Origin of the sequence: Klebsiella sp. K-3 (assembly GCF_051207495.1) — a bacterium.
Lineage (GTDB): Bacteria > Pseudomonadota > Gammaproteobacteria > Enterobacterales > Enterobacteriaceae > Klebsiella > Klebsiella aerogenes.
The window spans coordinates 227,603-253,698 of sequence record NZ_JBPNXF010000002.1; the positions used below are offsets into that span (position 1 = coordinate 227,603).

The 26,096-nt window shown below is 55.9% G+C and carries 28 protein-coding genes; 15 read left to right on the forward strand and 13 right to left on the reverse strand.

Annotation, left to right across the window (positions count from 1 at the left end; genetic code table 11):
* Positions 1–47 precede the first annotated feature (47 nt).
* Both ACSEMK_RS03955 and denD read left to right on the forward strand, forming a co-directional pair.
* A complete protein-coding gene (locus ACSEMK_RS03955) occupies positions 48–1,364 on the forward strand; it encodes an MFS transporter (protein ID WP_411324868.1) in 1,317 nt (438 codons plus the stop codon).
* Positions 1,365–1,383: 19 nt separating this feature from the next.
* Positions 1,384–2,367, forward strand: a complete 984-nt coding sequence (denD, locus tag ACSEMK_RS03960) for a D-erythronate dehydrogenase (protein ID WP_411324867.1) — start codon at positions 1,384–1,386, stop codon at positions 2,365–2,367.
* A gap of 159 nt (positions 2,368–2,526) precedes the next feature.
* Here the strand turns inward: denD and ACSEMK_RS03965 are convergent, their stop codons facing one another.
* From ACSEMK_RS03965 to sad, 7 genes are all read right to left on the reverse strand, one after another.
* Positions 2,527–2,967 carry a GNAT family N-acetyltransferase gene (locus ACSEMK_RS03965; RefSeq protein ID WP_308957962.1) on the reverse strand — a complete coding sequence of 147 codons (441 nt, stop codon included), beginning with the start codon at positions 2,965–2,967 and terminating at the stop codon, positions 2,527–2,529.
* A 216-nt stretch (positions 2,968–3,183) separates the two neighbouring features.
* On the reverse strand, positions 3,184–4,635 hold the full coding sequence (locus ACSEMK_RS03970) for a tagaturonate reductase (RefSeq protein ID WP_308957960.1): 1,452 nt from the start codon (positions 4,633–4,635) through the stop codon (positions 3,184–3,186).
* Positions 4,636–4,738: 103 nt separating this feature from the next.
* A complete protein-coding gene (locus tag ACSEMK_RS03975) occupies positions 4,739–5,278 on the reverse strand; it encodes a GNAT family N-acetyltransferase (RefSeq protein WP_113373433.1) in 540 nt (179 codons plus the stop codon).
* 81 nt (positions 5,279–5,359) lie between these two features.
* A complete protein-coding gene (locus tag ACSEMK_RS03980) occupies positions 5,360–6,781 on the reverse strand; it encodes a GGDEF domain-containing protein (protein ID WP_162750147.1) in 1,422 nt (473 codons plus the stop codon).
* 114 nt (positions 6,782–6,895) lie between these two features.
* Positions 6,896–7,264, reverse strand: coding sequence for a DUF4186 domain-containing protein (locus ACSEMK_RS03985; RefSeq protein ID WP_015366716.1), 369 nt, complete (start codon positions 7,262–7,264; stop codon positions 6,896–6,898).
* Positions 7,264–8,190 (reverse strand): glutaminase B, encoded by a 927-nt coding sequence (gene glsB / locus ACSEMK_RS03990; protein WP_045394518.1) that lies wholly within the window; start codon positions 8,188–8,190, stop codon positions 7,264–7,266. The genes ACSEMK_RS03985 and glsB overlap by 1 nt, the downstream gene beginning before the upstream one ends.
* Before the next feature lie 80 nt (positions 8,191–8,270).
* Positions 8,271–9,656, reverse strand: a complete 1,386-nt coding sequence (sad, locus tag ACSEMK_RS03995) for a succinate-semialdehyde dehydrogenase (RefSeq protein ID WP_087860710.1) — start codon at positions 9,654–9,656, stop codon at positions 8,271–8,273.
* A gap of 105 nt (positions 9,657–9,761) precedes the next feature.
* On the opposite strand from sad, the gene ptrR reads away from it, so the two are divergent.
* Complete coding sequence (gene ptrR, locus ACSEMK_RS04000) at positions 9,762–10,640, forward strand: putrescine utilization regulator PtrR (protein ID WP_435336317.1); 879 nt, start codon at positions 9,762–9,764, stop codon at positions 10,638–10,640.
* Positions 10,641–10,650: 10 nt separating this feature from the next.
* On the opposite strand, the gene ACSEMK_RS04005 is transcribed toward ptrR, so the two are convergent.
* The 3 genes from ACSEMK_RS04005 to dtnK are packed head-to-tail and all read right to left on the reverse strand — an operon-like array spanning position 10,651 to position 13,628.
* Positions 10,651–11,412, reverse strand: a complete 762-nt coding sequence (locus ACSEMK_RS04005) for a DeoR/GlpR family DNA-binding transcription regulator (RefSeq protein ID WP_015366720.1) — start codon at positions 11,410–11,412, stop codon at positions 10,651–10,653.
* A 1-nt stretch (position 11,413) separates the two neighbouring features.
* Positions 11,414–12,400 carry a D-threonate 4-phosphate dehydrogenase gene (locus tag ACSEMK_RS04010; RefSeq protein ID WP_213794088.1) on the reverse strand — a complete coding sequence of 329 codons (987 nt, stop codon included), beginning with the start codon at positions 12,398–12,400 and terminating at the stop codon, positions 11,414–11,416.
* Positions 12,393–13,628: a D-threonate kinase gene (gene dtnK / locus ACSEMK_RS04015; protein WP_430915187.1), complete on the reverse strand. Its 1,236-nt coding sequence runs from the start codon at positions 13,626–13,628 to the stop codon at positions 12,393–12,395. The genes ACSEMK_RS04010 and dtnK overlap by 8 nt, the downstream gene beginning before the upstream one ends.
* Before the next feature lie 175 nt (positions 13,629–13,803).
* Here dtnK and ACSEMK_RS04020 point away from each other — a divergent pair, with 175 nt between their 5' ends.
* The 6 genes from ACSEMK_RS04020 (at position 13,804) to ACSEMK_RS04045 (ending at position 19,654) form a co-directional block, all read left to right on the forward strand.
* Positions 13,804–14,970, forward strand: coding sequence for an iron-containing alcohol dehydrogenase (locus ACSEMK_RS04020; protein WP_430915188.1), 1,167 nt, complete (start codon positions 13,804–13,806; stop codon positions 14,968–14,970).
* On the forward strand, positions 14,971–15,855 hold the full coding sequence (locus ACSEMK_RS04025) for a dihydrodipicolinate synthase family protein (RefSeq protein WP_087860705.1): 885 nt from the start codon (positions 14,971–14,973) through the stop codon (positions 15,853–15,855).
* A gap of 73 nt (positions 15,856–15,928) precedes the next feature.
* Positions 15,929–17,341 carry a sodium:solute symporter family protein gene (locus ACSEMK_RS04030; RefSeq protein ID WP_113373440.1) on the forward strand — a complete coding sequence of 471 codons (1,413 nt, stop codon included), beginning with the start codon at positions 15,929–15,931 and terminating at the stop codon, positions 17,339–17,341.
* Positions 17,342–17,343: 2 nt separating this feature from the next.
* Positions 17,344–18,510: a sialidase family protein gene (locus ACSEMK_RS04035; RefSeq protein WP_430915189.1), complete on the forward strand. Its 1,167-nt coding sequence runs from the start codon at positions 17,344–17,346 to the stop codon at positions 18,508–18,510.
* Positions 18,507–18,980, forward strand: a complete 474-nt coding sequence (locus ACSEMK_RS04040) for a YhcH/YjgK/YiaL family protein (protein WP_430915190.1) — start codon at positions 18,507–18,509, stop codon at positions 18,978–18,980. Before ACSEMK_RS04035 ends, ACSEMK_RS04040 begins: the two co-directional genes overlap by 4 nt.
* Positions 18,977–19,654: an SDR family NAD(P)-dependent oxidoreductase gene (locus ACSEMK_RS04045; protein WP_430915191.1), complete on the forward strand. Its 678-nt coding sequence runs from the start codon at positions 18,977–18,979 to the stop codon at positions 19,652–19,654. The genes ACSEMK_RS04040 and ACSEMK_RS04045 overlap by 4 nt, the downstream gene beginning before the upstream one ends.
* 42 nt (positions 19,655–19,696) lie before the next feature.
* Here ACSEMK_RS04045 and ACSEMK_RS04050 read toward each other — a convergent pair whose 3' ends face one another.
* Positions 19,697–20,494: a PhzF family phenazine biosynthesis protein gene (locus ACSEMK_RS04050; RefSeq protein ID WP_087860700.1), complete on the reverse strand. Its 798-nt coding sequence runs from the start codon at positions 20,492–20,494 to the stop codon at positions 19,697–19,699.
* A 194-nt stretch (positions 20,495–20,688) separates the two neighbouring features.
* On the opposite strand from ACSEMK_RS04050, the gene ACSEMK_RS04055 reads away from it, so the two are divergent.
* On the forward strand, positions 20,689–21,888 hold the full coding sequence (locus tag ACSEMK_RS04055; RefSeq protein WP_213316010.1) for a sugar transporter: 1,200 nt from the start codon (positions 20,689–20,691) through the stop codon (positions 21,886–21,888).
* A 99-nt stretch (positions 21,889–21,987) separates the two neighbouring features.
* Here ACSEMK_RS04055 and ACSEMK_RS04060 read toward each other — a convergent pair whose 3' ends face one another.
* Positions 21,988–22,656, reverse strand: coding sequence for a MarC family NAAT transporter (locus tag ACSEMK_RS04060; RefSeq protein ID WP_045394562.1), 669 nt, complete (start codon positions 22,654–22,656; stop codon positions 21,988–21,990).
* A 262-nt stretch (positions 22,657–22,918) separates the two neighbouring features.
* Here ACSEMK_RS04060 and marR point away from each other — a divergent pair, with 262 nt between their 5' ends.
* The 5 genes from marR (at position 22,919) to ACSEMK_RS04085 (ending at position 25,023) form a co-directional block, all read left to right on the forward strand.
* Entirely contained in the window at positions 22,919–23,353 is a 435-nt protein-coding gene (marR, locus tag ACSEMK_RS04065) for a multiple antibiotic resistance transcriptional regulator MarR (protein ID WP_015366732.1), read from the forward strand.
* Positions 23,354–23,370: 17 nt separating this feature from the next.
* Positions 23,371–23,754 (forward strand): MDR efflux pump AcrAB transcriptional activator MarA, encoded by a 384-nt coding sequence (marA, locus tag ACSEMK_RS04070; protein ID WP_015366733.1) that lies wholly within the window; start codon positions 23,371–23,373, stop codon positions 23,752–23,754.
* A gap of 29 nt (positions 23,755–23,783) precedes the next feature.
* Entirely contained in the window at positions 23,784–23,990 is a 207-nt protein-coding gene (marB, locus tag ACSEMK_RS04075; protein WP_087860698.1) for a multiple antibiotic resistance protein MarB, read from the forward strand.
* Positions 23,991–24,163: 173 nt separating this feature from the next.
* Positions 24,164–24,535 carry an NlpC/P60 family protein gene (locus tag ACSEMK_RS04080; protein ID WP_087860697.1) on the forward strand — a complete coding sequence of 124 codons (372 nt, stop codon included), beginning with the start codon at positions 24,164–24,166 and terminating at the stop codon, positions 24,533–24,535.
* The gene (locus ACSEMK_RS04085) at positions 24,532–25,023 is read left to right on the forward strand and encodes a YbjP/YqhG family protein (RefSeq protein ID WP_430915192.1); all 492 of its coding nucleotides are present in this window, start codon (positions 24,532–24,534) and stop codon (positions 25,021–25,023) included. Before ACSEMK_RS04080 ends, ACSEMK_RS04085 begins: the two co-directional genes overlap by 4 nt.
* A gap of 42 nt (positions 25,024–25,065) precedes the next feature.
* Here the strand turns inward: ACSEMK_RS04085 and eamA are convergent, their stop codons facing one another.
* Positions 25,066–25,965, reverse strand: coding sequence for an O-acetylserine/cysteine exporter (gene eamA / locus ACSEMK_RS04090; RefSeq protein ID WP_213316008.1), 900 nt, complete (start codon positions 25,963–25,965; stop codon positions 25,066–25,068).
* Positions 25,966–26,096: the final 131 nt, after the last annotated feature.

Genomic DNA, 26,096 nt, shown 5'->3' on the forward strand with positions numbered 1-26,096 from the left:
ATGCCTCAGTGAGCGCCGATGCGCGCTCATTTTTTGGAGATAGAACTATGTCAAACCACTCTGCGTTGAGCCTGGAGGGCGCTGCGCCTGCCATAAATGAAGAGTTAGTGTGGAAGAAAGTTGTCCGCCGCACGCTGCCATTATTAATGATTTGCTATATTCTGGCCTATCTTGACCGGGTTAACGTCAGTATCGCTAAATTACAAATGTCGAGCGATCTGGCATTTTCCGACACCGTTTACGGTATCGGCGCGGGTATATTTTTCATCGGTTTTTTCTTTTTTGAAATTCCCAGCAATATGATCCTTCATCGCTTTGGCGCCAGACGTTTGCTTGGCGGTTTACTTATTTCCTGGGCGCTCATCGCGCCGCTGACGGCATTCGTGCGTACGCCGCTGGAGTTTTATACCGTGCGCTTCTTTTTAGGCGTAGCGGAATCAGGCTTTTATCCCGGGGTAATTTTGTATCTTTCCTTCTGGTTCCCCAGCTATCGCCGCGGGCGGATGTTCGCCCTCTTCGCTACCGCCGTACCGCTTTCCGGGATCCTCGGCGCTCCGCTCTCCGGCTGGATTATGGGCCATTTTCATGAGTACGGCGGTCTCGCCGGCTGGAAATGGTTGTACATTATTGAAGGCGCGCCATCTCTGCTGATTGGCGTGCTGGTGATATTTCTTCTGACCGACCGCATTTCTCAGGCGAAATGGCTGTCAGATGACGAAAAAGCGTTGCTCGAGGCGCGACTGCGCAGCGATGGCAGCCATAAGACCGAACAGCATGGTTCAATGCTGGCTGTATTGAAGAATCCGAAGGTTTGGTTACTAACTTTTATCTATTTCTGCCTGATTGCCGGGTTCTATACCGTCAGTTTCTGGATGCCAACGCTGATTCATAACGCCGGTGAAGGCGATGTGCTGAAAGTCGGATTGTTAACCGCTATTCCTTATGCCGCAGCGATAGTCACCATGATTGCCGCTTCGCGCAGCGCCGATAAACGCAGAGAACGTCGCTGGCATCTCGCCGCCATCGCGGTCATGAGCGGCATGGGCATGATTATTGCGGCGCTGTTCAGCCACGATCTGGTGATAGCGATGATCGGGTTAACAATTGGCGCCGCCGGCGGATTGAGCACCCTACCACTCTTCTGGAGCCTGCCGACGGCCTTCCTTGGCGGCGCTTCCGCCGCGGTCGGTATCGCGGTAATCAACTCCTTTGGCAACCTTGCCGGCTTTGTCGCGCCGTGGATTATGGGCCTGCTCACCGATATGACCCATTCGACGCTAACCGGCACCTTAATCATCTCCGCGACGCTTTTTATCGGCGCTGCTGCGATATTCCGTATTCCTGCCCGTATGGTTAACCATTAATAATATTGAGAAAATCACCATGAATAATACATTAACGATTGCCGTCACCGGCGCCGCCGGATTTCTCGGCACCCAACTGGTCAAGGCGCTGCTTCAGCGCGGTTCGTTGAGCGGCCCGCAGGGCGAAACGCAAGAAATCGGTAAACTGATCGCTATCGACCGCGTGGCGTTACAGGGGATCGACGATAGCCGTTTACAGGTATTAACCGGCGACATCAGCGATAGCGAATGGTTACGTAGCACGATTCCAGCGCAGGTCGATAGCGTCTTCCATTTAGCCGCCATCGTTTCAAGCCAGGCTGAACAAGACTTCGAGCTGGGGATGAAAATCAACGTTGATGCCTTCCGTCAACTGCTGGAGCATCTGCGTCAGTTGCCGAAGAACGTCAAACTGGTGACCACCAGTTCGGTGGCGGTTTTCGGCGGCGACTTACCGGAAAAAGTCAGTGATTCACAGGTATGGTTGCCGCAAAGTTCTTACGGCACGCAAAAAGCCATTTGCGATCTGTTACTGGCGGATTACAGCCGTCGCGGTTGGCTTAATGGCAGAAGCCTGCGCATGCCCACCATCGTCGTGCGCCCGGGGAGGCCCAATCAGGCGGCATCGAGTTTTGCCAGCGGTATTATCCGCGAGCCACTTAATGGGGAATCCGCCGTTTGCCCGGTCACGGCAGATACCCGTCTGTGGCTGTTGTCGCCCCGTAACGCAATTAAGGCTTTAATTCACGGGCACGAACTGGCTGAGGCACAGTTGACGGACGGTCGGGTGATTAATCTCTGCGGGCTGTCGGTCAGCGTCGAACAGATGATCGTGGCGTTGCGCCAGGTTGCCGGCAGTGAAGTCGCGCAGCGTATCACCTTCACGCCCGATGCCGCCATTGAACGCATTGTCAATTCGTGGCCCGGCGATTTCGACACGCGCTATGCTCAGCGTCTTGGGTTTAGCGCCAACCACAGCTTCAGCGAAATGATCGAAGAGTATATGGCGGATTACCTCAAATAGGTTCGGTACCAGCGGCGCCCGACGGCGCCGCTGCATGTTACCAGGGGAAGTCGTGAACCAGCGAAAGATCCCAGGCGGTGGCCAGTAACGACAGAAACATAATCAGATTAACGGTAGTTTCGATTCGTTTTTCCATGTTGCTTCTCCTGTGTCGCACAGCTAGAGCTTCATCAGATATCGAACATAATCGTCCGCAGGGATAAATTCATCATACAGACGGCGGGCAGGATTATCGTGACGGGTGTGCCAGTACAGCCGCGACCATCCCTGAATTTTACCTTCAGCCTGCAGGGTTTGAATCAGCGTTCTCGCGACTCCCCGTCCGCGGGCTTTTGGCGCGACAAACAGATCTTCCAGATAACAGATAGGCGTCGTCACCCAGGTGCCTTCGTGCAGAACGCAAATAGCAAACCCCAGTACCTCACCATCAACCACGGCTACCCGGCCTATTACCGGAGACTGCGGATCCAGCAGACGCCGCCAGGTATGTTCGGTGACGGTGTCCGGCTGCGGGCTATTATAGAACTGCGTGTACCCCTCCCATAACGCTCGCCAGGCGCTGTAATCCCGGTCAGTAGGTTCACGTATGTCGATATTCATTGATGGGATCTCCGCACGCTAAACGTCATCGTTAAGTCATTATTTTGCTTTCTGAAAATGACTTCAAGCGCCGAGTGCACATTTCATCCCTTTCCCCGCTGCGAAGCGATGCCGGTACGATGTTACTGTAACGGCTTCTTGCTAGTAACAACCAGAATGTTGTAACTAATGACAGAAATTAACCCGGCTACATGCCGGGTCGCTTCAGTTGGCGTGTTAGCACAGCGGTTTTACGGCGCTGCGCATGCCATCACGTAAGATAGCATCCAGATCGGCCGTTACCTGCGCCGTCAGTCCTGGCACCTGCGTCAGATCCTGCTGCCAGTGCGATTCTACCGACAACACCGACGTTACCAGGTCCCGCGTTGCAAGCTGGCCGTCGCGATGCTGCGCCCACAGCGTCTGAAAGCGAGCGATCCACTCCGCGTCGTCCTGAACCGGGTAGACTTCACCGTTACGCTCTCCGCGGTAGAAGGCAATCAATGCCGCCAGCGCAAAAGTCAGGCGCGGTGGCAATTTACCGCTTTGCTTCTGCCCTGCCAGCAGCTGCGGCAGGATACGTGTACGGAACTTCGTCATGCCATTGAGGGCGATGGATAAGAGTTGGTGTTTGATATAGGGATTGCGGAAGCGTCCTGTTACCGCGCTGGCGAATGATTCCAGCTCATCGCGCGGCAGATCGAGAACCGGGATAATCTCCTGATATATCGCTTTTTCGACAAATGAGCAGACTTCCGCGTCGTTCATCGCTTCACCGACGGTATCCAGGCCTGCCTGCCAGGCTACCGGCACCAGTGCGGTATGCGCGCCGTTAAGAATCGCTACCTTCCGTTCTTTATAGGGTTTGATATCGTCAACAATCAGCACGTTGAGCGGTAATTTATCGAGGCGCAGTTCGGCGGCAAGCGATTTCGGCCCCTGGATCACGAACAGGTAAAAGTGCTCAGCGGTATCAAGAAAGGCGTCTTTATAGCCAAGCTGCGTTTCAATCTGCTCCGCTTCATCGCGCGGATAGCCGGTAACGATGCGGTCCACCAGCGTCGAACAGAAGGTGTTCGCTTCTGCAAGCCAGGCGGCGAAAGCTGTCGGCAGCGCCCATTCATGCGCGTAGCGCAGCACCAGTTCACGCAGCGCCTCGCCGTTATAATCAATGAGTTCACAAGGGATGATAACCCAGCCTTTATCAGCGGCGCCGGCAAAATGGCTGAAACGCTCATATAGCAGCCGGGTCAGTTTCGCCGGATAGCTCACCGCCGGGGCATCGTCAAAATGGTCCCCGGCATGGTAGCTGATACCCGCCTCGGTGGTGTTGGAGAAGACAAAGCGGATATCCGGATTGTGCGCCAGACGCAGAAATTCCTCATAGTCGGCGTAGGCGCTAATTTCGCGGTTTACCGAACGAATAAGACGCGCATCGCTGACTGCTTCGCCCTTTTCATTCAGTCCGCGAATAATTGTGGTGTAGAGGCCGTCCTGAGTGCTCAGCGACGGCGGGAAATCGCTGGCGATGGGTCGGACGATGACCACACCAGCATTCAGGTCAGTATGCTCGTTAAGCAGGTCAATTTGCCAGTCAACAAACGCGCGCAGGAAGTTACCTTCGCCAAACTGGATGATACGTTCAGGGTACTGCGCGCCGGGGAAATCACGACGGTTTAAGGTTTTCACAATGGGTTCCCTCTTAGAGTAGTCATACAACCTGAGTAATTGGTCCAATAAGTTATCAGGTTTTATGGTTGGCGAAACCCCGTTTTGATCAAACCTCGTCGCATTATTCTGTCGCCGGGAGGATCTTATAGAACAGCGTGGTGCCCGTCATTTCCCCGTCAGGCATTAAGGCAAACTGCGGAATTTCCCCCGCTTTTTGCCAGCCACACTGCTGATAGAAGCGTTCCGCGCCGCTGCCGGTGGCGGTATCCAGCACCAGTACCGTTTTCCCGTGCGTCAGTGCAATAGCCTCAAGCTCGCTCATCAGCAACCCGGCGACTCCCTGTCGGCGCGCATTTTGGTGAACCAAAAGCTTGGCGACATCGGCGCGGTGCGGCTGGTTTTCCGGCTGGTCGATAATCAACTGGACGGTCCCCACTATCTGCCGTTGTTGGTTTTCGGCCGCCAGCACAATCCGCTCGCCGGCGGCGACGCTTTGCGCCATCCGCTGCCAGAAGCGCTCGCCGGTGTCCGACGAAAACGGCTGCATAAAACTGACCGAAGCCCCGCCGTTCACGCAGCTGGCGAGGATTTCATTTAATTGTGGAAGAGATTCAAGAATAGATTCACGCGTCAGCGTGCGAAGTGAAATAGGTGTGGCCATAGGTTGCTCCCTGAAAATGACCACATCACTATGTTTTTAACTAATATTTAACTCAAGCAAAAAGACCATTGGATTTTCTTATCACACGCCGTCAGGCAGCGCCTGTACGCAAACGCGATTGCGCCCGGCCTGCTTGGCGTTGACTAACAGGTCATCCGCTTCCATTAGCAGCTGATTAAACAGCTCGGCGATTCGTCCTTCACCGACTTCACGGCACTGCAGGCCGAGACTCACCGTCAGGCGAATACGCTGCTGCCCCCAGGTGAACGTTTCCGATTCTATCCCCTGGCGAATTTTTTCCGCCAGCACATGGGATTGTTGAGCATTATCGAGCAGCGCCGCGACGGCAAACTCTTCCCCGCCGATACGCGCCACCATTCCCTCATCGCCCGCCAGTTCACGCACCCGCTGGGCGAACTGGGCCAGCACGCAGTCGCCGCATTCATGACCCCAGGTATCATTCACTCGTTTAAAACCATCGATGTCCAGCACCATCACCGAGAGCAGTTTATCCGTCTGCGGCGCCTGGCGTTTCAATGCTTCGCCCAAACCGGAACGAGAGTAAACGCGGGTCTGAAAATCAAAGTCAGCGCGGAGCGCCAGCTGTTTGACGAGGTTGTTGATAGCCTCGACGCTGGTCGCCACGATAACCGGGCTTATCAGCATCGCCGCCATGCCAAGACGGGTTGAAAACAGCTGCCACGGCTGCGGACGCGCATCCGGCGACAGATGAATAAGCGAGTTCGCCACCAGCAAAATCTCAGTGATACCGGTAATAAACGTCAGCAGGCAGGTCAGCGGCAACGGATAGCGAATCGCGCACCAGATCAGCGCCGGCAGCGGGAAAGTCAGGCTTCCGGCGCCGCCTACCGCCACCCCAAGCGCCATCGATAGCACCAGCGCTATTACCGGTAGTAGTTGGCTAAAGCGAAAGCGGCCCAGCACCGATGGCAGCGTCAGGGTCAGAATAAACGGCAAGATGAGGACCGCGGTCGAGAACTGCTCGCTAAACCAGTCCGCCAGTTGCGGAATAAAAGTCGCCCGTTCAACATCAACCGAGCCCAATGCGCCTACCGCGGCGCACACCAGCGCCGCCAGCAGGCAATAACAAAAAAGATTCAGAGCGTTAATTGGCCCCGGCATCGAATCGGCGCGCCGCTTATCCCACAGCACCAGTTGCGCCAGAATGACGATAAAGACGATATTGGAGAAGTTAATCAGCAGCGACGCAAAGCCCATGCCCCAACGGGAAGTCAGGCCGTCATAAACCAGCATCGCGGCAAAACAAATAGCGTAGAAATAGCTGCGATTTAGCCAGACGTAGCGTGCGAAAATACCTGCCATAACGGCATTGAGCGGCCAAAAAAACGAAAGCTCCTGCACCAGACGCAACATAGCGCCCATAAAGTGCAGCAGAATCGTCAGCGTGAATAACACCAGCGCATCGCGCACCGGTTGATCCTCGCGAAATAGCGTGAATGACCGAATCGACAGTGAAGACATTCAGTAATTATCCGTCTAATTGTTTCAGGCAATTATTATGTAAATAATTAGTTAGCGGATTATCATAGCATGAGAATATTTGTTAGGCATACTGCCATGCCTGAGCGAGACAGGTTAACGGTTGGTAATCGCGTTCATTTCCATCACCAGCCAGTGGTGAATTACCTGTACGACATAACGCTGCTCCTCGCCGCTCAGTTCCCGCCCGCGCGGGATCGCATGCCACTTTTCCAGACATCCGCGGCAGCAGGTGGCCGTGGCGTGCTGGGCGATAAATACCGGGTGCCCGCGCATCGGCGTTTGCTTACCATCATTAGCAATCTGCGCCGGAGCCAGCCGTTTGGCGATAAAATCCGCCGCGTGGCTGTCGATAATCTCCGGCCCTTTATCATAACAATACTGCCGCTCTTTCACCCCGAGGTGGAAACGAGAGCGGAACGTTGAACGCCCTAGCCGGGCGAACAGATTTTCCATTGCAGACATCAGAACACCGATCTTCCTAAACGTTGGGTAAGCTTCTCGAGTACAGCGATCCCCGCCAGCGAGTTACCCGCTTCATCAAGTTCCGGACTCCACACCGCTATCGCCATCTCCTGCGGCACAATCGCCACAATGCCGCCGCCGACGCCGGATTTTGCCGGCAGCCCGACACGCCAGGCGAACTCTCCGGCGTTCTGGTACATGCCGCTGGTCATCATCAGCGCATTAACCTGCCGCGACTGAATCGGCGCGATAACCGGGTCCGCCAGATGCGGGGCAATCCCCCGATCGGCGAGAAACAGGAAGGTCCGCGCCAGCTCGACGCAGCTCATCTCAAGCGAGCAGTAGTGGAAATAGTTTTGTAGCACCGTGGCGACATCATTATGGAAATTGCCGAAAGATTTCATCAGCCAGGCGATGGCGGCATTACGCGCGGAGTGTTCGAACTCGGAGCGCGCGACCACTGAATCATAGGCAATATCGTCCACTCCGCTCAGCCGACGCACGATCTCCAGCATTCTCTGACGCGGCGCGCTCAGGCGGCTTTGCAGCATGTCGCAGACCACTAACGCCCCGGCGTTGATAAAAGGATTACGCGGTTTGCCCTGCTCGATTTCCAGCTGTAGTAAGGAGTTAAAGGGCTGGCCGGAGGGATCTTTACCGACGCGTTGCCAGATCTCCTCTTCCTGATAATGGTTCATCGCCACCACCAGACTTAGCACTTTCGAGATAGATTGGATCGAGAAGCGTTCGTGGGCATCGCCGGCGCTATAGTGCTGCCCATCAACCGTACAGATGGCGACGCCAAGTTTATTGCCGCTGACGCGCGCCAGGGCAGGAATGTAGTCCGCTACCTTGCCGCGCCCTATCAGCGGCCTGATTTCTGCCAGAACGGCATCCAGCATTGCATTATTAATAACCGTCGCCACACTCGGCTCCTTGCCCACCATCGAAATTCGGGTGGCGAGTATAGCAGAGCGTGACGACGGACGTCAGGCGCTAACGTCGATTAGCGACGGTCTTTCCATACGGTTTGAATATTGCAGAACTCATGCAAACCGAAATGCGACAGTTCCCGACCAAAGCCGCTCTTCTTCACGCCGCCGAAAGCCACGCGGGCATCGCTGGCGCTATAGCCATTGATAAACACCCCGCCGCACTCCAGACCACGAGAAAAGCGCTCCGCTTCCGCGTTGCTTGCCGTAAATACTGTTGCCGAAAGACCAAACTCGCTATCGTTAGCCAGTTCAAGAGCATGCGCCGCGTCGCGGGCTTCGCTAATGGTAGCCACCGGACCAAACAACTCCTGACGGAAACCGGTCATCTCCGGGGTAACGTTCGCCAGCACCGTTGGCGCGTAGTAGTTGCCGGCGCCGGCGATTTTCTCGCCGCCAAGCAATAAGGTCGCCCCTTCCTTCAGCGTGGCTTCAACCTGCTGATGCAGTTCGTCACGCAGATCGAAACGCGCCATCGGGCCGATGTAATTTTGCTCGTCGCGCGGGTCGCCCATTTTCAGCGCCGCCACGGCGTCCACGAATTTTTTAGTAAAAGCGTCGGCAATACCCGCCTCAACGATAAAGCGTTTCGACGCCGCGCAGACCTGCCCGCTGTTCTGATAACGGCCGACAACGGCGGCTTTCACCGCTTCGTCCAGATCGGCATCGTTGAGCACGATAAAGGGATCGGAACCACCGAGTTCCAGCACGCATTTTTTCAGCGCTGCGCCGGCCTGAGCGCCGATTGCCCGCCCGGCGCGTACGCTACCGGTCACCGTGACCGCTGCGATACGATCATCATTGATAATTTGCGAGACGCCTTCATTGGTGGCGTTGATCCAACCAAAGACGCCCGTCGGCAGTCCCGCTTCGGCAAACAGTTCGCCCAGCAGCTGCGCGCTGCCCATCACGTTCGGCGCGTGTTTCAGCAGATAACTATTCCCTGCCAGCAGAATCGGTACCGCGCCGCGCAGAACCTGCCATACCGGGAAGTTCCACGGCATCACCGCCAGTATCGGCCCCAGCGGCCGGTATTCAATCACCGCCTTATTATCTTCTACCTGGGTGGCTTCGGTCGCCAGCATCGCCGGGCCATGTTCGGCATACCAGTCGCAGAGGTTGGCTGACTTACTCACTTCACCGCGCGCCTGGGCGATGGGCTTACCCATTTCAAGGCTAATCATTTGCGCAAGCTCTTCGCCGCGGGCGCGCATTACGCTGCCGACTTTACGCAGCGCGGCGGCGCGATCGGCGAGCGCGACCTGGCGCCACTGGCGAAAAGCCTGTTGCGCCTGGGCAATGGCTGAATCTACTTGTTGTTCGGTTGACCACGGCAGAGACGACACGACTTCACCAGTGGTCGGGTTAACGGAAACCGCATGGGTGGCAGATAAATTCATGGTTATTCTCTCTGTAGGGATTGCGAAGTGTGGATATTGTGGCCTACCCTTCCTTTCATTGAAAATGAATAATATTAAGCAACGCATTCACAAAAGAAGAATATTATGGACCTTATCCAACTTGAGATGTTTAACGCCGTCGCCAGTACCGGCAGTATTACCCAGGCCGCGCAGAAGGTGCACCGCGTCCCGTCGAATCTGACCACCCGTATTCGCCAACTGGAGGCCGACCTCGGCGTCGAGCTATTTATTCGCGAGAACCAACGGCTGCGTCTGTCGCCCGCCGGGCACAGCTTTTTACGCTACAGCCAGCAAATCCTGGCGTTAGTCGATGAAGCGCGGATGGTGGTCGCCGGCGATGAGCCGCAGGGGCTGTTTTCCCTCGGCTCGCTGGAAAGCACCGCTGCGGTGCGCATCCCAACCACGTTAGCCCTTTTCAACCAGCGCTACCCGAAAATCCACCTGGCGTTGTCCACAGGCCCTTCCGGCACCATGATTGACGGCGTGCTGGAAGGCGCGCTCAGCGCGGCGTTTGTCGACGGGCCGCTGGTTCATCCCGGTCTGGAGGGGCTACCGGTGTTCCCGGAAGAGATGATGATCGTCGCCCCTTATGGCCATGCGCCGGTAACCCGCGCCAGCGAGGTCAACGGCGCGAACGTCTACGCATTTCGCGCCAACTGCTCCTACCGTCGTCATTTTGAGAGTTGGTTTCACGCCGACCGCGCGACGCCCGGAAGGATCCATGAGATGGAGTCCTATCACGGCATGTTAGCCTGCGTGATCGCCGGCGCCGGGTTGGCGCTTATCCCACGCAGTATGCTGGAGAGTATGCCAGGGCATCAGCAGGTTTCCGCCTGGCCGCTCGCCGAAGAGTGGCGCTGGCTGACGACCTGGCTTGTGTGGCGACGCGGCGCGAAGACTCGCCAGCTGGAGGCATTTATTGAATTGCTGAACGAGGACCGTCAGGCGGCAAGCGCGACATGATGGCCGGACGTTAATCGGCGATAATCAGCCGCGGCGAGAGTTCCTGGAGCGCATCACGGGTCTCCCCTGGCAAATGCGCATCGGTGATGATGTCCGTGAGTGAGTCGAGGTGCGCGATATTGAACAGCGACCAGGCGCCGTATTTCGAACTGTCGGCCAGCAGGATCCGCCGCCGGGCGTTGGCGATCAGATCGCGCTTCAGCGCCGCCTTCTCTTCCGTCGGCGCGGTAATGCCCTTTTGCAAATCCCAACCGTTACAGCTGACGAATGCCAGATCCGGCCACACATTCTGCAGCAAGCGTCGCCCATGTTCGCCAATACACGACTGGCTGCTGTCATCGATGCGCCCGCCGATAATCGTCACCTCAATCTGTTTGAATTCAGCCAGAAACAGCGCGATATGCAGATCGCTGGTGATGACCCGCAGCGGCAGATGCGTAATCTGTCGCGCCAGTTCAATCATGGTGGTACCGGCGTCCAGCACAATGGCGTCGCCGGCCTTGATAAGCGACGCCGCCGCCCTGGCGATGGCGTATTTCTCCTGAGGGCTACGCTGCGCTTTTTCCAGCGTCGTCGGCTGCGTGGGAATAAATCGGTTGAGCGTCACGCCGCCGTGGGTACGGCTAATGACCCCTTCCTGATCGAGTTTAATCAGATCGCGACGGATGGTCGCCGGCGAGGCGTTAGTTACCGCAACCAGTTGGTCGACCGTTACCAGATTATGGCTTTTCAGGAAGTCCATAATCTGCTCTAACCGATTATATCCCTTCATGTTATTCCTGTGCGATTTGCATGGCGAGCTCAATGGAGGTTGCCATGCTCTCAGACTTCGCTTTACCTGTCCAGGCAATATCAAAGGCAGTGCCGTGGTCCGCGGAGGTGCGGATAAACGGCAGCCCGGCGGTGATATTCACCCCATCATAGAACCCGAGCAGCTTGAGCGGAATATGCCCCTGATCGTGATACATCGCCACCACCATATCGTACATACCTTCGTGGCACTGCATGAAGACGGTGTCCGGCGGGCACGGTCCGACGACATGAACGCCCTGCGCCTCCATCGCCGCGACGGCCGGGGCGACAATACGGATTTCTTCATCGCCAAACAGACCGTTTTCACCGGCGTGCGGGTTCACGCCAGCGACCGCAATGCGCGGCTGCGAATACCCCACGCGGCGTAAAAAATGATCGGCGACCCGGATAACCGTCTCTACCCGCGATTGGCTTAGGGTATCGAGGAAGCGGCGCAGCGCGATATGGGTGGTGACGTGGATCACCTTAAGCTTATCGGTGTACAGCACCATGGCATAATCTTTGGTCTGCGTCAGATGGGCCAGCAGTTCAGTGTGTCCCGGGAAATGGTGCCCGGCCAGATGTAGCGCTTCTTTATTTAACGGCGCGGTGGCGATAGCTTTAACTTCCCCCGCCAGCGCCAGCGCGGTGGCGCGCTTGATGCAGCGATACGCCAAATCGCCGGCCTGAGCCTGGACTGCGCCGGGCCGCAGGGCCTGAGGATCGCTTAACGGTTCATCAATCACGTTAATCGTTGCGGGTGAAAACTGCGCTTCGCGCGGGTGTTCGATAATTCGCAACTCCGCGCGCGGGGTTATGTTCAGCGCCAGGATCCGCCGCAGCGTCTGCGCGCAGCCCACGACCACCACCGGCGCGCCGCTCAGTTCGCCTTCGCTCAGCGATTTAATAATAATTTCCGGACCAATGCCCGCCGGGTCGCCCATCGTTACCGCAATCATGTTAGACACTCAGTTTCTCCTCAATAAAATTCACGACATCCCGCAGCGTGGTCTCCGTACCGAATCCCCCTGCTTTGGTCATCACCGGACGCGGCCAGCGACTTCCGAGAAAATGGCCGTACGGCACGCATTGCGCCACCCGGCCGGTTATATGAAACCCCTGCGCGCCGAGCGCATGAGCGACGGCGATCGCAACATCGCCGCCGGATAGATACAGCGCCCCCGGCGCATGTAGCTCAACGGCAAGTTGGGTGACCTGCGCGAGATAAGCGCAGATCTGTTCTCCCAGCGCAGCGCGGCTCAAGCCGCGTTCACGGCACTGCGTCTCAATACCGTGCCGGACAGCGTTATCCGCGCAGGTGGTGACCACGCAATGATGATTTGCCGCCAGCACCTCGGCGATTCGCCGGGCATCGGCCAACGCATCGCCGTTAAAGGCGCGGGCAACATCAATCCCGATCCGCCCGACTCGCGGATGGCCGGCCAAAGCGGCGACCTGAGCCTGCGCTATTTCGCTCATTGAGCCGATCACCGCCAGCAACGGCCCGGCCGCATCCCGGAACAGGTAGCGCGAAAGCGCCTCGCAGATCCCCGCAGAGCCCACCAGCAGCGTTTGCCGCGCGCGGCTGGCTACCGCAGCGATAACCTCATCCAGCTGCGCGTCTTCTTCAGCATCAATAATCAATACACGCGGTTGGTCGCTCTCTTCCGCGAGGGCGGCGGTCAACTGCTGTACGTCAAGCGAACGGCACGGCAGCTGGCTCTGCATGGCGAGCAATTGCCCAATATCGTCGCTACTGACCGGGGTTTTGGGGTCGCTGGCGAATTCCGTTTTATCGAGTGCCACGCCGTGGACATAACATCGTCCGCCGCGGGTTATGCGCCCTGCCGCTGGAAAGGCCGGCGCGACGACCGCGGTGACGCAGCCCCGCGCACGCATCATCGCCTCCAGTTCCGCGCCGGGGTTGCCGCGTAGGGTGGAGTCGATTTTCTTCACCTGCCAGACGGCGGCGAAATTTGCCGCATCAAGGAGTATCGCGTTCACTTTCTCTGCTGCCTGCGCCCCGGAAAGCGCCCGACTATCGCTATTGAGAACCAACGCCCGGGTGGTCGGCTGATAGCCGGCGCTAAACGCCACCTCAACCGCTAAACCCGCTTCTGCCAGACTGACACCGGCATCATTGGCCCCAGTAAAGTCATCTGCCAGCACCAGAACAGGATTATCGCCGCAGCTCATTCTCTTTCCTTCATCGCTTATCTGAATCGTTAATGATTATATTCAATCATATTTGATTAAATGTGAGCAAGCTCAAGTTATTAAACGTCCGTATAAATTATAACTTTTGCTCATTGAAATGAGTGAACACTACGCATATTGATTGAATTCAATCATAACAATAGAGGAGTGAGACGTGGCGACGATTAACAGCACGATTATCAGCGGCGCGGGCGCCATATCAGCCCTGAAGCCAGTGCTGGCAGGTAAAAAAAGCATTTTGCTGGTCACCGATGCGAACGTAGGTAAGCTGGAAGCGACCAAACAGATCCGACATCTGATGGACGAGACTAACGTTGATGTGAGGATCGTGGATTGCGTGCCGGCAGAGCCCAGTCAACATGATGTGGCGCAGATTGTTGCCCAACTCGCGGGAACGCAGCCACAGATGGTCGTCGGTATCGGCGGCGGCAGCGTCCTCGATGTGGCTAAGCTGCTCTCGGTACTACTACACCCCGCATCCCCTACGCTCAACGCGCTGATTGACGGCGAGAAACCGCGTCTGCGTCTGGCGTCACTGTTGATACCCGCCACCGCCGGCACCGGCTCGGAAGCGACGCCAAATGCCATCCTGGCTATTCCCGAACGTAATACCAAAGTGGGGATTATCTCCCCGGTACTGCTGCCGGATTTCGTGGCCCTGTTGCCGGAACTGACTACCAGCATGCCTGCGGCCATTGCCGCCTCCACCGGTATCGATGCGCTGTGTCATCTACTGGAGTGCTTTACTTCAACCGTCGCGAACCCGGTGAGCGATAACGCCGCCTTAATCGGCCTGCATAAGCTGGTGCGGCATATTGAGCGTTCCGTGACCCACCCGCAGGATCTTACGGCGAAACTGGAGATGCTGTGGGCCTCGTACTATGGCGGCGTGGCTATCAATCATGCCGGCACGCATCTGGTGCACGCGCTCTCCTACCCGCTTGGCGGCACCTGGCATTTACCACACGGCGTCGCGAACGCCATTCTGCTGGCCCCCTGTATGCAGGTCGTACGCCCGCACGCGGTGGATAAATTCGCTCAGGTCTGGGATCTGATCCCGGACGCCGATCTGACCTTGAATAACGAGGAGAAATCTCATGCGCTGGTCCGCTGGCTGGCGCAACTGGTGAAACGCCTGGCGCTGCCGGACAACCTCGCCGCGCTGGGTGTACCGCCAGAGAGTATTGAAACGCTAAGCGCCGCGGCGCTGGAAGTAAAACGATTAATGAACAATGCCCCATGCAGCGTGAACCAGGACGAAGTCCAGGCGATTTACCAGACGCTGTTTCCACAGTCATCTCATCAGGGAGAAGAGAAATAAATGCATCATTCCATTCGCGGCGTGTTAACCGCCATTGTTACCCCCTTTACCGCCAGCGGTGAACTGAACCTGACGGCGCTGCGCCAACAGGTAGAACGTCAACTGGCCGCCGGTAATGGCATTTTCTGCGGCGGAACCAACGGCGAGTTTTTCGTCCTTAATGAGGCGGAAAAAATTGCGGTTGCCGAAACCTGCGTCGAGGCGGTTGCCGGACGCGCGCCGGTGGTGGCGCATATTGGCGAAGTGTCGACGCGGGAAACCATTCGTCTTGGCCAGCAGATAGCAAAGTCAGGCGTCGACGCGGTGTCGGTCATCACCCCGTGGTTCGTGCCGCTAAAACAAGATGAGCTGGTAAGCCACTACACGGCGATCGCCGATGCGCTAAGCGTACCGGTATTTCTGTATAACATCCCGGCGCGCACCGGTAACACCATTGAACCGCAAACCGCACGTCAGTTGGCTGCGCATGGCAACATCATTGGCATCAAAGATAGCGCCGGTAGTTATGAGAGTCTTAAGGGCTTTCTTGATGCGGTGAAGGGTATCGACGGTTTTAATGTCCTGAACGGGCCGGATTCGCTGATTCATCAGGGGTTCGTTGATGGTTGTTCAGCGTGCATTTCCGGGTTGGCTAACGTTGCGCCACGGGAGATTAACGCGATTTGGTCAACCTTCCAGGCCGGCGATATTGAAGCCTCAAGGCTGGCGCAGGAAAACGTCACCGGCCTGCGTACCGATCTCTACAAAGTCGCCTTTTCCCCCGCCGCGGTGAAAAAAGCATTGCAGTTGATGGGCCATGAGGTCGGCGATAGCCGCTACGCGGTGCAGTTTAGCGCATCTCAACTGCAGCAAATACGTGGAATCATCGCGCAGTATCTTAATTAAACGCTGCGTTTCTTCAACAAAATAGACCGGGTACCTGTGTGCCCAGGATTCGTACGCCCAAAGAGAGGCTAAGATGAATCATTTTACCACTGAAGATACCTTTATTATTGTCGGCATTGTTATCGCCTATATCTTATTTACCACCTGGCTGACGTTCCGCATTAGAAGTAAAAACTCCGGGGATTTTATGGAGGGCTCGCGCGCGATGCCGGCCTTTATCGTCGGTATCCTGCTGATGTCGGAATATATCGGCGCCAAGTCGACTATTGGAACCGCACAGGCCGCGTTTGAGAGCGGGATTGCCGCTTCCTGGTCGGTGTTGGGCGCCGCTATTGGCTTTCCATTGTTTGGCCTGATACTGGTTAAACGCATCTATAACACTGGCAAAATTACTATTTCCGGGGCGATTGCCGAGCGATACGGCACCAGCACCAAGAATATTATTTCCATCATTATGATTTACGCCCTGTTGCTGGTGAACGTCGGCAACTACGTCAGCGGCGCGGCGGCAATTTCCACGGTATTAAAGATCAATTTACCCCTCGCGGCGTTTATTACCGCCATTGTCAGTACTTTCTATTTTGCCTTCGGCGGTATGAAAGGCGTGGCCTGGGTCACCATGCTGCACAGCGCATTAAAATATGCCGGCCTGCTTATTATTATGGGTTTCGCGCTGGCAAAAACCGGCGGTTTCACGCCGATGATCGAGAAGATGCCTGATTACTACTGGACCTGGGATGGTAATTTTGGCGCCGGCACGATCTGCGCCTGGCTTATCGGCACCATCGGCTCCATCTTCTGCACCCAGTTTGTCATTCAGGCTATCAGCTCGACAAAAAACGTAAAATCGGCGAAACGCTCTACCTGGATTGCCTTTTTCTTCTGCCTGCCTATCGCCTTCGCGATCGCCATTATCGGCGTGGCGGCGAAGTTTCTTCACCCGGAAATCAACAGCCTGTACGCCCTGCCGGTGTTTCTGCAGGATATGAACCCATGGCTTGCCGGATTGGTGACAACGTCACTTGTAGCTTCAATTTTCGTTAGCGTCAGTACCGTTGCCCTGGCGATTGCCTCGTTGGTGGTAAAAGATTTTTACGTACCGTGGCGCAATCCAACGCCGGAGCAGGAGTTTAAAGCCACCCGTTGGGCCTCGCTTATCATCGGTTTTCTGCCGCTTATTTTTGTGCTGCTGGTACCGGAAGTGCTGAAGCTCTCCTTCTTTACCCGCGCCATCAGGCTTTCTATCACCGTGGTCGCGGTCATCGCTTTCTATGCGCCGTTCTTTAAAAGCGCCCGCGGCGCGAACGCGGGCCTCATTGGCGCCTGTGTGGTGACCTCGGTGTGGTATTTGCTCGGCGATCCGTTCGGCATCAATAACATGTACATCGCGCTGATCACCCCGGCCCTGATTATGGTTATCGACCGCCTGATCCCCAATAAAACGCAACAATCATCCCCGGCCCCCATTGAACAACGTGGAGTGTAAAAATGACCACCAACCCAACTTTTGACGGCGTAATTCGCCAACACCAACAGGATCCTCATCTGGCATGGGCAATGTTGCCCTCCGGCTGCCCGCAAAACCATGCCGCCAATCTTTTGCCGCTGCCCGATGGCACGCTGATGTGCGTGTGGTTCGGCGGTTCGCAGGAAGGAAAAGCGGATATTTCAGTCTGGGGGGCGCGTTTAGCGCCGGGCGCCACAACGTGGAGTGAAGCGACAAAGTTATCCGACGATCCGCAGCGTTCGGAACAAAACCCGGTACTGTTTCAGGATCCTGATGGCGTACTGTGGCTGTTATGGACCGCGCAGTATGCCGGTAATCAGGACACCGCTATTGTGCGTTATCGCCAGTCGCGCGATGGCGGAAAGCACTGGGGCGCAATCGCCACCCTGCTCGATGAACCCGGCACCTTTATCCGGCAGCCCATAACCGTAATGCCCAACGGTAACTGGTTGCTGCCGGTTTTCTATTGTCGTACCCGGCCGGGGGAGAAATGGGTCGGTAACGATGATGTGAGCGCGGTAAAAATCTCAGCCGATGGCGGCAAGAGCTGGCGCGACGTGGCGGTACCGCAGAGCCTCGGCTGCGTGCATATGAATATCACCCCGCTGGCCGATGGCTCGCTGGCCGCCTTCTTCCGCAGCCGCTGGGCCGATCATATCTGGTACAGCCGGTCGACAGATTTTGGCGAAAGCTGGTCAGCGCCTATCCCCACCACGCTGCCAAACAATAACTCGTCCATTCAGGCTACCACGTTGAGCAACGGCGATCTGGCGCTGGTATTCAATAACATGAGCGCAGCAGGCGCCAGCGAGCGTCGGGCGTCGTTATACGATGAAATAGAAGATGATGACGGCCGTAAAGAGCCTGAATGCACTGGCAAAACCGCCTTCTGGGGCGCGCCACGTGCGCCAATGACCGTGGCTATCTCCGACGACGGCGGCAGAAGCTGGCCGTGGATGCGCAACCTTGATGAGGGCGACGGCTACTGTATGACCAACAATTCAGAGCAAAAACTAAACCGTGAATTCTCCTATCCCAGTATTAAACAGGGTGAAGATGGTGATTTACACATTGCCTATACCTGGTACCGGCAGGCCATTAAGTATGTCCGCGTGTCGCCGCAATGGGTTAAAGGAGAAATCGCGTGATCATCGGTAATCTGAACGCCCTGCCTCAGGCGGGGTTGCCGCTGGCGTTGCGGCAAATCCTTTGCCGCGCTGAATGTTCTCTTAGCGCCCTGACAACCCATGAAGACGGCCGTTTCCAACCTGGTGATGGCGACTGGTACTGCACCATCGGCACCGCACAAACCCAGGCGGCAGAACAGCGACATACCGAATATCACCTCCAATGGGCCGATATTCAGGTCATTTTAGCCGGCGAGGAGATAATTCATGCCGGTACCTTGTACAGTGGCCAACCCGACGATGAACAGCGCAAACCGGATCTCTTTATCAGCCAGCAGACGCCGCACAGCGTCACGCTGCATTTGCGCGTCGGCGACTTCGCGGTCTTTCTCCCCGGCGAACCGCACCAGGCGCTATGCGTCGTTACGTCACCCGCCCCGGTGAGGAAAGCGGTGTTTAAAGTGCCGCGCAGCATGCTGGAGGCGCCATGAAACAGGCACTGGTCACGGGCGCCAGTTCGGGGATCGGCGCGGCGATTGTGGGGCAACTGCTGGCGGAGGGCTGGCAGGTGCTTGGGCTAAGCCGCTCCGCGCCGCCACTTACCCATGAAGGCTTCACGCATCTGTCGGTCGATGTGAGCGACCGCCAGGCGCTGGTTGATGCTCTGTCGTCGGTACCGCCGCCGCAGGCGATTATCCATGCCGCCGGTGTGATGGCGGCGGCGCCGCTAGGAGAACTTGACGCACAGCGTGGCGAGACGTTATGGCGTCTGCATGTGGATGCGGCGCAGACCTTAGCCAACCGCTTTGCGCCCGTTATGGGGCGCGGCGGTCGGATTATCCTTTTGGGTAGCCGAACCTCTCGCGGAGCGGCAGGCCGTTCACAGTATACGGCAACCAAAGCGGCGCTGGTGGCGCTGGCGAGAAGCTGGGCGGCGGAACTTGCCGCGGCTGGCATAACCGTGAACGTGGTCGCCCCCGGCGCCACCGATACGCCAATGCTGTGCCAGCCAGGGCGCGAAAATTCGCCGCCGAAGACGCCGCCGCTCGGTAGATTGATTAAGCCACAGGAGGTGGTGTCGCTGGTAAGCTGGCTACTTAGCGAAGGGGCCGCGGCGATGACCGGACAAGAGTTGGTGATGTGTGGCGGCGCCTCGCTTGGCTAGGTGAACCCGGCTAAACGTCGCGCCAGCCGGGGGAAACTATCATTAACCTTCGCGCAAATAGACCGTGCCGCGCAGATAGGTGGTCGCCTGGCCGCTAATCAATACACGGTCATCACGCCACTGGCAGCGCAGCTCGCCGCTGCGCGCCGACACCTGCCGCGCCAGCAGGTCGGTTTTATTGAGCTTCGCTCCCCAGTAGGGGATCAGCATACTGTGGGTTGAACCGGTTACCGGATCTTCCGGTACCGCTTCACCGGGGCAGAAAAAGCGGCTGACAAAGTCATACTCTTCGTCGGCGGCGCTAATGCAAATCATTTTATCCAGCGTCTCCAGCAGCGCCATATTAGGGCGTACCGCTTCAACCTGCGCCCGGTCGCGCAGAACCACCAGATAATCACGCCCTTCCCGCACCTCCAGCGCGTCATCGATGCCCAACCCGGCGAACAGCGCCGGCGGTACGTCACGTACCGGCGTCGTTTGCCAGGCCGGGAAATCCAGCGTCAGCCAATCGCCGCTGCGCGTCACCCGCAGTTCACCGACAAAACGGGTGCTGAATACGATAGTTGCCGTGGGATGATCGAGATATTCAAAAATCACGTGCGATGCCGCAAGCGTGGCGTGGCCGCAGAGGTTAATCTCATCAAGGGTCGTGAACCAGCGTAGCTCATAGCCGCTATCAGTGCGGACAAAAAACGCCGTTTCGGATTGATTATGCTGCTGCGCCATTTTTAAAAGCGTTTCATCAGGCAGCCATTCACTGAGCGGGCACACTGCCGCTGCGTTGCCGCCAAAATTGCGATCGCTGAAGGCATCGACCAGGTAAAAACTAATTTCTTTCATCGTGCTCCCCTTTTTTATCGTCTATCAACATGACACAGAAAGCGCGGGTGCACACTATTAGCTGAAAAATTAAGTTGTTAGCAGGCACAGACGTCAGCATAAAATGAGACGCAGATCACAAAGTGATTGTATTTTCAGCAGCATTCGTTTTAAGATCGCCTCCTCTTCTTCTCATTACTACCAGCCCGGAATTTATGCTTACAAATACGGTCTCACGCAAAGTCGCGTGGCTGCGGGTCGTCACGCTGGCAATTGCCGCTTTTATCTTTAATACCACGGAATTTGCCCCGGTCGGTTTGCTGTCTGATATTGCCGACAGCTTCGGCATGGAAACGGCCCAGGTCGGGATCATGCTGACCATTTATGCCTGGGTAGTGGCATTGATGTCGCTGCCGTTCATGCTGTTGACCAGCCAGATGGAACGCCGTCGCCTGCTCATTGGCCTGTTCGTGTTATTTATCGCCAGCCACGTCTTGTCGTTTTTCGCGTGGAACTTCACGGTGCTGGTGGTGAGCCGCATTGGTATCGCCTTCGCCCACGCGGTGTTCTGGTCGATAACTTCCGCGCTGGCTATCCGTATGGCCCCTCCCGGCAAGCGCGCCCAGGCGCTAAGTCTTATCGCCACCGGTACCGCGCTGGCCATGGTGTTCGGCATTCCTATTGGCCGTATCGTCGGGCAATATTTCGGCTGGCGTACCACCTTCCTGGCCATTGGTCTTGGCGCTTTAGCGACGCTGGTGTGCCTGGCGAAACTCTTGCCGGCGCTGCCAAGCGAACATTCCGGTTCGCTGAAGAGCCTGCCGGTGCTGTTCCGCCGTCCGGCGCTGCTCGGCATTTATCTGCTGACGGTTATCGTGGTAACCGCCCACTACACGGCGTACAGCTATATTGAACCCTTCGTTCAAACCGTCGCAGGCCTTAGCGGTAACTTCGCCACCCTACTGCTGTTAGTGCTCGGCGGCGCGGGTATTATCGGCAGTATTGTCTTCGGCAAGCTGGGCAATCAACATGCTTCCGGACTGATTACGACCGCTATCGCCATGCTGCTGATATGCCTGCTGTTGCTGCTACCCGCCTCAAGGAACGCCAATCAGCTCATGCTGCTCAGCGTATTCTGGGGGATCGCGATTATGGTCATCGGCCTCGGCATGCAGGTGAAAGTGCTGGCGCTGGCTTCGGATGCTACCGACGTCGCGATGTCGCTGTTTTCGGGGATTTTCAATATTGGTATTGGCGCCGGCGCGCTGGTCGGCAGCCAGGTGAGTACGCAGCTGTCAATGTCGGCGATAGGCTACGTTGGCGCAGTGCCGGCGCTGGTAGCGCTGGTCTGGGCAGTGATGATTTTTCGCCGCTGGCCTTCGCCGCTGGATGAACAACAAGCGCATCACTCATGATAACGCCGCGGGCGGTCAATGCCGCCCGCGGCGCCGACATCCTATCCCCAAAAGGCCCGAAACAGACACGTCGCCGGGCCTTTCAGAAAGTTACCGCGATCAGGCGTGATAGTTGGTGATAATTTCCAGCACGCCGTTAATGATGAACTGCACGCCCATACAGACCAGCAGAAAACCCATCAGGCGGGAAATCGCCTCGATACCGCCTTTGCCCACCAGTCGCATGATCGCCCCTGAGCTACGCAGGCAGCCCCACAGAATGATCCCCACCAGCGCAAAAATAATCGGCGGCGCGGCCAGCACGACCCATTCCGGGAAATCAACGCCGTGTTTTACCGTCGAGGCGGAGCTGATAATCATCGCGATGGTGCCTGGCCCGGCGGTACTGGGCATCGCCAACGGCACGAAGGCGATATTCGCCGTGGGTTCATCCTGCAGTTCTTCCGATTTGATTTTCGCTTCCATCGAATCATGGGCTTTCTGCTGCGGAAACAGCATGCGAAAACCAATAAATGCTACGATCAGACCGCCGGCGATACGCAGGCCGGGAATGGAAATGCCGAAGGTATTCATGACCACCTGGCCGGCATACCACGCCACCATCAGGATCGCAAAGACATATACCGATGCCATCAACGATTGCCGGTTACGCTCGGCATTGTTCATATTGCCCGCCAGGCCGAGGAACAGCGCCACGGTGGTGAGCGGATTCGCCAGCGGTAAAATCACCGCCAGACCGAGCCCTATTGCTTTAAAGAGTTCCAGCATAGTGAGTCAACATCCCGTTAAGTATCATTTTTTCAGTACAGTTTCACCCCGTGAGTATATCGACAGCAGCGACTCAGATGCCACACCCACTGAAAAAATCACGTCGATAAAAAATAACAAGCGTTAGTAAAATGAAAAAAAGTGACCGCCATCAAACTATCAATCTTTAGCAAATCGTGGCATCGGCGAATTCATAATGTTGACTTATGATTGCCGCGGCAATAATATCCATCGCAACTAAATAATTGCCTGGGCAACTATCATGGAAAACACTAACAATCTGTTCAACGAGATGATCCCTCTCGGCCGATTGATCCAGATGGTTAACCAGAAAAAAGATCGACTGCTCAACGACTACCTTTCACCCATGGATATCACCGCTACCCAATTTCGGGTGCTCTGTTCCATTCGCTGCGAGGTATGTACGACACCCGTTGAGCTGAAGACCGTTCTGTCGGTCGATCCAGGCGCAATGACGCGCATGCTCGACAGACTCGTCTGCAAAGGCTGGATAGAACGGTTGCCCAACCCCAATGACAAGCGCGGCATTCTGGTGCAACTGACTCCAGAAGGCGCAGCCCTTTGTGAGCACTGTCATCAGGTTGTGGGTCAAAAATTGCACCAGGAACTAACAAAAAATCTAACGGCAGACGAAGTGGTCATGCTTGAGCAACTGCTCAAGAAAGTCCTGCCGTAATAAGAAGAGGTAAGATGATGTCCAGACGCAATAACGACGCCATCACTATCCATAGTATTTTGTCGTGGATCGAAGAGAACCTGGAATCTCCATTGTCGCTGGAGAAAGTTTCGGAGCGCTCAGGTTACTCCAAATGGCACCTGCAAAGAATGTTCAAGAAAGAGACCGGCCACTCGCTGGGCCAGTATATCCGCAGCCGCAAGTTGACGGAAATCGCGCAAAAACTCAAGCAGAGTAATGAGCCGATTTTGTATCTGGCCGAGCGCTACGGCTTTGAATCGCAGCAGACGCTGACGCGGACGTTTAAAAACTATTTCGATGTACCGCCCCATAAATATCGCATCACCAACGTTCCGGGTGAATCCCGCTACCTGATGCCGCTAAATAATTATTGTTGTTAATCGCCTGCAAAAGACGTATTGAGGAAATCATGAAATTATTCGCTACCGCCGCCATCGTGCTAATGGCGCTGGCCACCGGTCAGAGTTATGCGGAGCAAACCACCACTCCGGTTCGCCACAATAACCGGGATGCGATGATTATCCCTTCCGAACATAACGACTCGCCGTTTGATTTTAATCACATGGCTGCCGGCAATGACAAATCGGATGAGCTGGGCGTACCGTATTACAACTGACGCCCATATCATTCACCAATAATTATTGATTCGGCTGATGTGCTGAGGGTTCTCCACTCCTTAGCGCATCAGCTTTTTTAGTCTTGCTCGCTTTTTTGCATTTTCAGATATCCTGACGCGGTCATTTATGTATTAATTCCCTGTTTGTAAATTTGATACAGGGAAGAATAAAAGTGGCTTGGAATAAGCAAACGTCTATTACCCATCTCCGCTCGCATGCCCATAAGCAATCTCATTATGAATGTGCAAAATACATCCGCCAGGCTATAGAAGCCGGAGGAATTAAACTTGAGCGCACGCGCGACGCCAAAGATTATGGGCCAATATTATTGCGCGCCGGATTTAAAGAAGTGCCACCGGGTTCGACGATACTGCGCGGCGATGTCGCAGTGATTCAGCCTTATGCGGGAGGCAACCCTAGCGGGCACATGACAATGTATGACGGCAAGCAGTGGATATCCGACTTCACCCAACGAAGCATGTATCCAGGTCCTGGCTATCGTCGTCTACAGCCAGCGTTCAAGGTATACAGGATGAATCAATGAGAACTCTCCCCTTAATGATACTATTTTTACTCACAGCGTGTGTGGGCCATCCTCAAGAGAGTCCGGCTAACCGCGCTGAGGCGTTTTACTCATCGTATCTGGAGTTTCTGGCAAGCAGTAATGATGAATATTATCAGCTGCAAGAATATATTTCGGCTGATACTCTGAGCAGACTTGGTAATATCGAGGCTATTCCTGAGCAAGAGATTGTCGGATCTGATTATTTTACTTATGTTCAGGATTATGATTCGTCCTGGATAGCAAATCTTAAGATTGGTCATGCCCGCGCTTTAATGGGGGGAACGGTTATTCCGGTATGGATCGGTATTGAAAACGGTGATGTTTTACACCTTGAAGCATATATGCGCTGCGAAAATGGTAAGTGGAAGATATATCGCGTAAGGGATGTAAGCCATCATTATGAGCAACCGATATTTAATGCCGGAGCAATAGCCCAGGCAAAATCTGCTGCCCAAAACAAGTATTAAAGGGTCGACAGCGTCAAGCCCCGGCACATACCGGGGCTTGATTTATCCCCGCCCTGCCGTGGTACGCAATAGCCGCAGGCCAAACACGTTAATATAGAGCCCGCCCATAATCAGCGCCGCCCCCAGCAGCTGCAGACCATTGAGCCGTTCGCCGAGCAGCAGAGCCGCGCTGGCCATCCCTACCACCGGTACCAACAGCGACAGCGGCGCTACCCGCCAGGTTTCATAACGCCCGAGTAGCGCCCCCCAGATGCCGTAACCAACGATGGTGGCGACAAACGCCAGATACATGAGCGATAGCATGGTCGTCGCGTCGATATTCACCAGGCTTGCCGCCATCGCCTGCGGCCCATCAATAATGCCAGACGCCAGCATGAACGGTAACACCGGAATCAACGCGCTCCACACCACCAGCGACATAATCGGCGGCTTGTGTTGCTGAGACATAATCTTCTTATTGAAAATGTTGCCGCAGGCCCAGCTAAACGCCGCCGCCAGAGTCAGCATAAAGCCGACCAGCGGCACATGCTGGCCGCCGAGGCTGGCTTCAACCAGTACCAGTACGCCAAAAATCGCCAGCGCGATACCGGCGACCTGCTTTCCCTGTAACCGTTCGCCAAAGACAAAAGCGCCCAGCACGATAGTGAAAAAGGCCTGAGCCTGCAGCACCAGAGATGCCAGCCCGGCTGGCATACCGAGGTTAATCGCGCAGAATAAAAAGGCGAACTGGCCAAAACTAATGGTCAGGCCGTAACCCAACAGCAGACGCAGCGGTATTTTGGGCCGCGCAACGAACAGCAGCGCCGGAAACGCCACCAACAAAAAACGTAACCCCGCCAGCATCAGCGGCGGCATATTGTGTAACCCGAGCTTAATCACCACAAAATTAAGCCCCCACACCACCACTACCAGCATTGCCAGCAGTCCATCTCTGCGCGTCATACGAAGCCCCTGTCTTCCTGGTCAACGATGACCACCGTCAAAGTAACCAAATTCCCGCCGCTCGAACAGATCATTATTTTTAGCAGGTACTGAAGGCACTTTCCGACACGGAGCCCGCTATACAAGGCTCA

Bases quoted from the DNA above. Each gene is read 5' to 3' on its own strand.
- ACSEMK_RS03955 (WP_411324868.1), top strand. From the start codon at position 48: ATGTCAAACCACTCTGCGTTGAGCCTGGAGGGCGCTGCGCCTGCCATA.
- denD (WP_411324867.1), top strand. From the start codon at position 1,384: ATGAATAATACATTAACGATTGCCGTCACCGGCGCCGCCGGATTTCTC.
- ACSEMK_RS03965 (WP_308957962.1), bottom strand. From the start codon at position 2,967: ATGAATATCGACATACGTGAACCTACTGACCGGGATTACAGCGCCTGG.
- ACSEMK_RS03975 (WP_113373433.1), bottom strand. From the start codon at position 5,278: ATGGCCACACCTATTTCACTTCGCACGCTGACGCGTGAATCTATTCTT.
- ACSEMK_RS03980 (WP_162750147.1), bottom strand. From the start codon at position 6,781: ATGTCTTCACTGTCGATTCGGTCATTCACGCTATTTCGCGAGGATCAA.
- ACSEMK_RS03985 (WP_015366716.1), bottom strand. From the start codon at position 7,264: ATGTCTGCAATGGAAAATCTGTTCGCCCGGCTAGGGCGTTCAACGTTC.
- sad (WP_087860710.1), bottom strand. From the start codon at position 9,656: ATGAATTTATCTGCCACCCATGCGGTTTCCGTTAACCCGACCACTGGT.
- ptrR (WP_435336317.1), top strand. From the start codon at position 9,762: ATGGACCTTATCCAACTTGAGATGTTTAACGCCGTCGCCAGTACCGGC.
- ACSEMK_RS04005 (WP_015366720.1), bottom strand. From the start codon at position 11,412: ATGAAGGGATATAATCGGTTAGAGCAGATTATGGACTTCCTGAAAAGC.
- dtnK (WP_430915187.1), bottom strand. From the start codon at position 13,628: ATGAGCTGCGGCGATAATCCTGTTCTGGTGCTGGCAGATGACTTTACT.
- ACSEMK_RS04025 (WP_087860705.1), top strand. From the start codon at position 14,971: ATGCATCATTCCATTCGCGGCGTGTTAACCGCCATTGTTACCCCCTTT.
- ACSEMK_RS04030 (WP_113373440.1), top strand. From the start codon at position 15,929: ATGAATCATTTTACCACTGAAGATACCTTTATTATTGTCGGCATTGTT.
- ACSEMK_RS04035 (WP_430915189.1), top strand. From the start codon at position 17,344: ATGACCACCAACCCAACTTTTGACGGCGTAATTCGCCAACACCAACAG.
- ACSEMK_RS04045 (WP_430915191.1), top strand. From the start codon at position 18,977: ATGAAACAGGCACTGGTCACGGGCGCCAGTTCGGGGATCGGCGCGGCG.
- ACSEMK_RS04050 (WP_087860700.1), bottom strand. From the start codon at position 20,494: ATGAAAGAAATTAGTTTTTACCTGGTCGATGCCTTCAGCGATCGCAAT.
- ACSEMK_RS04055 (WP_213316010.1), top strand. From the start codon at position 20,689: ATGCTTACAAATACGGTCTCACGCAAAGTCGCGTGGCTGCGGGTCGTC.
- ACSEMK_RS04060 (WP_045394562.1), bottom strand. From the start codon at position 22,656: ATGCTGGAACTCTTTAAAGCAATAGGGCTCGGTCTGGCGGTGATTTTA.
- marR (WP_015366732.1), top strand. From the start codon at position 22,919: ATGGAAAACACTAACAATCTGTTCAACGAGATGATCCCTCTCGGCCGA.
- marA (WP_015366733.1), top strand. From the start codon at position 23,371: ATGTCCAGACGCAATAACGACGCCATCACTATCCATAGTATTTTGTCG.
- marB (WP_087860698.1), top strand. From the start codon at position 23,784: ATGAAATTATTCGCTACCGCCGCCATCGTGCTAATGGCGCTGGCCACC.
- ACSEMK_RS04085 (WP_430915192.1), top strand. From the start codon at position 24,532: ATGAGAACTCTCCCCTTAATGATACTATTTTTACTCACAGCGTGTGTG.
- eamA (WP_213316008.1), bottom strand. From the start codon at position 25,965: ATGACGCGCAGAGATGGACTGCTGGCAATGCTGGTAGTGGTGGTGTGG.